Source organism: Acinetobacter sp. A3 (assembly GCF_012371415.1).
Taxonomy (GTDB): Bacteria; Pseudomonadota; Gammaproteobacteria; order Pseudomonadales; family Moraxellaceae; genus Acinetobacter.
This window is the reverse complement of record NZ_JAAZQW010000065.1, coordinates 1-6,610: the sequence shown is the minus strand read 5'-3', so window position 1 is coordinate 6,610 and position 6,610 is coordinate 1. Positions and strand designations below refer to the sequence as shown.

7 protein-coding genes, 1 tRNA gene and 1 pseudogene are annotated in these 6,610 nt (G+C 35.8%); 3 read left to right on the top strand and 6 right to left on the bottom strand.

Features of this window, described 5'->3' with window-relative positions; translation table 11 throughout:
* Positions 1-781: 781 nt before the first annotated feature.
* Positions 782-1,063 (top strand): type II toxin-antitoxin system RelB/DinJ family antitoxin, encoded by a 282-nt coding sequence (locus HHA42_RS12865; RefSeq protein ID WP_092819300.1) that lies wholly within the window; start codon positions 782-784, stop codon positions 1,061-1,063.
* 150 nt (positions 1,064-1,213) lie between these two features.
* Here HHA42_RS12865 and HHA42_RS12860 read toward each other — a convergent pair.
* The 5 genes and pseudogenes from HHA42_RS12860 to HHA42_RS12840 form a co-directional block, all read right to left on the bottom strand.
* Positions 1,214-1,597 (bottom strand): annotated as a pseudogene (locus HHA42_RS12860) (transposase); the annotation flags it as partial.
* Positions 1,598-1,680: 83 nt separating this feature from the next.
* Complete coding sequence (locus HHA42_RS12855) at positions 1,681-1,911, bottom strand: hypothetical protein (protein WP_092819299.1); 231 nt, start codon at positions 1,909-1,911, stop codon at positions 1,681-1,683.
* Positions 1,912-2,100: 189 nt separating this feature from the next.
* Entirely contained in the window at positions 2,101-2,337 is a 237-nt protein-coding gene (locus HHA42_RS12850; RefSeq protein ID WP_092819298.1) for a hypothetical protein, read from the bottom strand.
* A gap of 105 nt (positions 2,338-2,442) precedes the next feature.
* Positions 2,443-3,675: a tyrosine-type recombinase/integrase gene (locus HHA42_RS12845; protein WP_228153456.1), complete on the bottom strand. Its 1,233-nt coding sequence runs from the start codon at positions 3,673-3,675 to the stop codon at positions 2,443-2,445.
* Between the two features lie 171 nt (positions 3,676-3,846).
* Positions 3,847-3,923: transfer RNA gene (locus tag HHA42_RS12840), tRNA-Ile, on the bottom strand.
* Between the two features lie 602 nt (positions 3,924-4,525).
* Here HHA42_RS12840 and HHA42_RS12835 point away from each other — a divergent pair.
* Both HHA42_RS12835 and HHA42_RS12830 read left to right on the top strand, forming a co-directional pair.
* Entirely contained in the window at positions 4,526-5,104 is a 579-nt protein-coding gene (locus HHA42_RS12835) for a 1-acyl-sn-glycerol-3-phosphate acyltransferase (protein ID WP_168526776.1), read from the top strand.
* 98 nt (positions 5,105-5,202) lie between these two features.
* Positions 5,203-5,952, top strand: coding sequence for a YebC/PmpR family DNA-binding transcriptional regulator (locus HHA42_RS12830; protein ID WP_168418613.1), 750 nt, complete (start codon positions 5,203-5,205; stop codon positions 5,950-5,952).
* Between the two features lie 77 nt (positions 5,953-6,029).
* Here HHA42_RS12830 and HHA42_RS12825 read toward each other — a convergent pair whose 3' ends face one another.
* Positions 6,030-6,500, bottom strand: a complete 471-nt coding sequence (locus tag HHA42_RS12825) for an Lrp/AsnC family transcriptional regulator (RefSeq protein ID WP_168418614.1) — start codon at positions 6,498-6,500, stop codon at positions 6,030-6,032.
* Positions 6,501-6,610: the final 110 nt, after the last annotated feature.

Genomic DNA, 6,610 nt, shown 5'->3' with positions numbered 1-6,610 from the left:
TGCTTAGCCACTATTACATTTTTTTTAGCATGAATTTGAGGGGTAGCTTAGGAAATCGTGTCAAAAAAAATGTAATATCCAAATGCATCGAATCCTGTCAAATCAGGCTTTCTGCTTAGTAACTCTTACATTTTTTTTAGCATGAATTTGAGGGGTAGCTTAGGAAATCGTGTCAAAAAAAATGTAATATCCCAATGCATCGAATCCTCTTAAATCAGGCTTTCTGCTTAGCCACTATTACATTTTTTTTAGCATGAATTTGAGGGGTAGCTTAGGAAATCGTGTCAAAAAAAATGTAATACGCTGAGAGCCCAACTTTCCAAAGCCTGCAATTCTACGCTTTAAACCTTACATTTTTTTTAGCATAAAATCCTACGTAGCTTAGGAAATCGTGTCAAAAAAAATGTAATACGCTGATAGAGCTATATCCTGCATATTCTTATTCAAATAGACACTAAATCTCACAAATAAATGAACAAAGATTTAAACTTTCTGGTACCAGTATCTATGTAATTATTCGGAAAATTGCACTATTCATAAGTCTTTTGTATTCGTATATACGAATAAAACAGAAAATGTCAGGCTCAAGTTCAGTGTAGATTTTAGTCTACAATTGACGGTTTTTTACTCAATTTTAATGTAAAATTCACTTTCTAATTCAATAATGCAAAATCAACAGCTACTTGGATACCAATTCTTATTAAGAATGGACACTTACTACTCACTTTCCCTGTGCCATTTTATGGCATAAAATGGCATTAATAAGATTGAGAGGTGTTAAATGTCTACGCTAATAAAAAAGAGAGTTCAATATTCTGTGGATGAGGCTATTTCGGAATCAGCAGAGTACATTATTAAAAAAGTTGGGCTAACCCCTGCATCTGTTTTTAGTATGGTCATGGCTGAAATTGCCAAAACAGGTCGAATCCCTGTAAGCAATCAAATAAGTGATGATGATTTTAATACAGCACAGCTCATAGCACTTAGCCATAATATCCCAAGTGTAAAAGTATCAAATACAAAATCTGCTCAAGCATTTTTAAACGATGATGGTGGGTACTAATGGATTGATACCGTACAGACATATCAGCTGCCAATTGATAAAACAAAATTAACTTACATTGGTAAACTTTCTAAAAATGACTATGAGCGATTAATTAATCATCTTAAAGAACAATAACTGTTTGTCCAACTAGCCGAATAATGTCTGTCCGTACATTTCTTTGAAAGTAGCCACGATTTCACGGGTAGTCATGCCTTTGGCATAAAGGGATAGAATTTGGTTATCCATTTGCGTGATACGAGTCTGATTCTTTTTAATTAGCTGTGGCTCAAATGTGCCATCACGATCTCGTGGTGTGGTGATCTCAATCTCACCATCATCGCTCAGCACGGTCTTACTGGAATAACCGTTACGAGCATTTGAACCGTTCTTACGAGCATTCTTTTCATGTCCGAGATGTTCGGTAAGTTCGGCATTGAGAGCCGTTTCAACAGTGAGTTTAGTCAACAATCGGGTGAATTGATTGAGATCGTCTTCTGTTTTGATTCCTTTAGCAAATTCTGCTGCAAGGTCTTTTAGTTTTTGTTCGCTCATCATGTTGCCTGACTCCGTTGTGAATATGAACATAGCAAATTCAGGCAATTACACAATTTAATTTACAGTCTCGGCATTACATTTCATTGACGTCTGGCCAGCTCTTTTAAATGCCAGTCAATAATCTCATCATAACGATACTTAACTCCACATTGCTTGCTCATTCCGCTTTTGATTCCCCGTGGGAAAAGATCATCTTTTAGTTCTTGCTCTCGAAGTTCATTAATCGAAATTCGAAGAAGTTTACAAACTGTTTTCTTATTCAAAAACTGATAAATCTCATTAGACTTAGTATGCGTTTTACAAGAACTCATTGATACTATTAAACCTGCTTAAATTGGAATCTGTTGAAAGATTTAATCTAGCATCAACTCTAAAATATCTCTGTGTGTGGTTAAAAAAATGAGAAAATAAACAGTTTTATTTATTTATTAGCCAATTAACAATACTTCTCGCATCTTTCTATAAAAAAATTAGGCCCTAAGGGGCCTAATTCATAAAACTTACTTACCGTAATTTTTTTCTTTCCAAACCGTTATTTCGTTGAAATCATAATAAACACCAGATTGTCGTGTACTACCAGTTTTGATCGGTCTTGGAAAGCTTTCATCATTCATCGAAACTTTTCTTAACTGCTCTACTGAAAATTCCAGATAGTCACATACTTCTTTCTTTTTTAATCTGAGTGGCTTTAATACGATACCATTTACAACAATGTCAAATGCAGTATTTGAAATCATCTCTATTCCTAATGATTAATAGATAATTTCAAAACTAGCATGCTTCAAAAAAAAGGCCTGTTGTACGTTAAAAAAATGGAAAAATAGTAAAAAACTGCTTAAAAATTAGCTTACATGGACCTTAGAGACCTCTCTAGCACCACAAATTTGATCGATATGATCAGCCCAATATTGCATGACTTCATACCGCTCCCTTAAGTGTGCACCCTTATCATAAGCCCCCTTCACTCCAGACTTTAGATGAGCTAATGCAGCCTCTATCACTTGCTCTCTATCACTGTAATGATCATTCAATTTTGTCGAGGCAATATGGCGAAACCCGTGCGGATTTTGTTTACCAAAGTAACCTAACCGGTTTAGTGCAGCGTTGAATGTTAAATTCGAGATTGGCTTATTAACACTGTCTCGTGCTGGAAACAGATACTCACTCTCACGTTTTGAAATTGATTTTAAAGTATTTAATAAAGTCAAAGCTTGAGAAGATAAGGGTATTCCATGCTCAATCCCTCTCTTCATCATTGAACCTGGTCTAATCCAAACTCGTTCTTCAAAATCAAATTGTTCCCATTTTGCATTTCTCAACTCGCCTGGGCGTGGGAACATTAAGATTAATAACTCAAGCCCTAGGCTTATTTCTGGTGATCGATATTCTCTAATTTTCTGAAGCATTTCTGGAAGTTCATTGATTCCTACATGCTTCATATTATCGCCTTCACCTTTATCAAGGAATTTAGTAATACCTACAAGCGGGTTATAATTTGCTTTGTCTTTAAATACGGCGAGATCATATGCATTTCTACAATATGATACGAGTTTTTCGATGCGATTAAATATTTTGTCTTCACGTTGCTTTGTCTGAAAAAATTCAAGCCATTCCCCCGAAGTAATATCCTTATATTTACGTTTACCAAAAACTGGGAGAAGATGCTTTTCAATAGATTGAACCTCCTTCTTAAACGTCGCTGGTTCCCAAGTATTTTTTTTAGTATCAATCCAATCTCGCATTAATTTTTCGAACAGCTCGCTTTCATCACGTAAAGCTTGTTTTAAACGTTCTGTACGAGTAACAATTTGAAGTTCACCTGACTGATATTTTAAAGCTTGTGAACGAGCAATTTTAACTGAGACCTCTGGATAAGATCCTAATCCAACCCATGTCCATTTACCTTCATTATTCTTCAAACGAAGTTGCCATGACTTCTTACCTGAAGTTTGAACTTTCATATAAAGTCCAGAAATATCTGCCATGCGATATTCTTTATCTTTTGGTTTCAAAGCAGCATACGCCACATCAGATAAAAGTTTATTTCTGCTCATAACTCTTTGTTTACCTACCATTTATTTAAACTTTGTATCCTGAGTTATATTTTAAATTTAGGATACAAACAAGGATACAAACGAGCAGTTCCTGTATGAGTGTATATAAGATTATTTTAAGTATAAAAAAACCCTTAATCCGTTAAGAATTAAGGGTTTAGATTTCATATGAGTGCATATGATTATAAAATATGGTGGGCCCAGACAGACTTGAACTGTCGACCAACGGATTATGAGTCCGCTGCTCTAACCGACTGAGCTATAGGCCCTAGATTGCTAAATTAGTTGTTTTTCAACAAGTTTAAGCGCAAAGAATACTAGCGAAGAATTTTCTAAAATACAAGCACTTTCAAAAATAGCTGTATAGATAGTCAGCAAATAGCGAAATGGAGAAGTGAATTCAATATATTCAACTAAATATTACACCTTCACTTTACTAAACATCGCGCGGTGTAACTTCAAGCGCTTTTCTTTGCGCAATTCTAAAAACAACTCAAACATTGACCAAAGCAAAACTAAAAGCAACACAATCAATGCAACAAGAAAAGTCGTAAAATAAGTCACTTTATTATCCTTCCATGGTCTATAGACAAGTGAAATGGTGAATAAAATCATCATTTATTACGACCAAAGTCTAATGCCTTATAAATTAATTGAATAGTGCATTTTTGCTCAATTTAAGACTTAATTTGGCTCAGTTCATATCTTTTTAATATTAAAATTAAAACACTTAGAGCAAAAACCAATAAAAGTTAAAGGCTATAAATATTCACATGGTCTGATATCAGGATATTTCACACAATATTCCTGTTGACTCTTATAGGAAACAAGCAGAAATTATGCATTTCCAAATTCATCTGCTGTTACATCTATGTTGAAAAAATTTTTAGGCGAATCTGCATTCAAACTTGCAGGCTGGCAATATCAGGTTGAACCCAACGTCCTCGAAAACAAACAGGTGATTGTTGGTTTTGAACACACCTCTATGATGGATGCTGTGCTCTCCCTCGCACTTTTTCAAATCTATGACATCAAAATTCATACTTTAATAAAAAAAGAACTATTTAAAGGGCCACTTAAACCCATTTTAGAAAAAATAGGTGGTATTCCAGTTGACCGTAAATCTAGTAAAGATATCGTGTCGCAAATGGTGGAATTGTTCGAGCAAAATGAGCATTTCAATCTGGTCATTGCCCCCGAAGCGACTCGCGCCAAAACAGGCGAAACACGTAAACCGATCCGTACAGGTTTCTGGCATATCGCCAAAGCGGCTCAAGTGCCTATTGTTTTAATGTATGCCAATTCACAAACCAAACAAGGCGGGATTTTTGGTAAAATCTATCCGACAGAACTAGATCACGATATGGCGCTCATCCAACGTCTTTACAAAGAACATGTCAGCTTGGATATTGTCATTCCTGAGCCTAAAAACGCTCAAACAAACGCTTAAAAAACCTAAAGCCCTACTCTTTATCTAAAAAAAGGGCTTATGGTAGAATGAGCGCAATTTTGATAGGCATACTGCCAATCTGTAAGGAGCAATTTCGCATGGCGGGTCATTCCAAGTGGGCCAACATTAAGCATCGTAAAGCCAAACAAGATGCGAGTCGTGGTAAGTTGTTTACCAAATTTATTCGTGAATTAACAACAGCAGCAAAGCTTGGCGGCGCTGATGCTGCAAGCAACCCTCGTCTACGTGCAGTCGTAGAAAAAGCGCTGTCTGTAAACATGACACGTGACGTAATTAACCGTGCTATTCAACGTGGTGCTGGTGGTGAAGATAACGATGACTTAAAAGAGGTCACTTATGAAGGCTATGGCGTTGGTGGTGTTGCGGTTATCGTTGAAACCATGACTGATAACTTGAACCGTACTGTGCCAGATGTACGTCACTGTTTTTCTAAAACTGATGGTAACTTAGGAACCAATGGTTCAGTGGCCTTCTTGTTCACAAAACGTGGCGAAATTTCATTTGAAGATGCATCTTTAGAAGACCAAGTCATGGAAGTGGCTTTAGAAGCTGGTGCAGAAGATATTGAAGTGTCTGAAGATGGTATTTTGGTTATTACCACCCCTGAAGCGTTTGGTGAAGTTCAAGATGCATTAACTGCGGCAGGTTTAAAGTCAGATAATGCAGAAGTGGTGATGAGCCCATCAACCAAAGCAGATATTACCGATATCGACCAAGCGAAAAAAATCATGAAAATGATAGATATGCTTGAAGATTTGGATGACGTTCAAAACGTATATACCAACGTAGAATTCTCTGATGAAGTTTTGGCTCAATTAGATGCTTAAGTATTAATAATATTGAACCACTGCATAAAAAAACGCACATATATGTGCGTTTTTTATGCCTAAGTTTTTATGTGAAATCAAACTTTATTTAATAAGCCATGACAGTTTAAAACATCATATTCTTTAATCACAAAACTAGAATGTAAGCCTGCGACATGCTCAATTTTACCAATTTTTTTTAATAAAATTTCACTGTAATTTTCCATATCTCGCGCCACCACTTCTACAATAAAATCTGCAGTCTGCCCTGTCACTAAAAATGCACGAATCACTTCAGGAATACTTTCCAATTCATCTAAAAATTTAGCAAAAATGTCAGTATCGTGCTTGCTTAAAGACACCTGCAACAGTACGTGTAAACTAAAGCCTAATTTCTGATAATTAATTTCACGCTTTAAACCTGAAATAATGTTTTGGTCAATCAGACTTTTAATACGACGATGTACCGAACTGACCGACATATTCACACGCTCAGAAAGTTCATTGAGGTTCACATCTTCATTGCTTAAAATTTCTAAAATATGCTTATCGAAACGATCTAGTTCCATTTTCTCAGGTACTCAAGCTTATAAGATAAATATTTAGGCTCTAGACTAGCAGATTTGCACTTAGTTTTACCTAATGAGGTCCCACAACTCTGTTGCTAGCTCATTAGGCT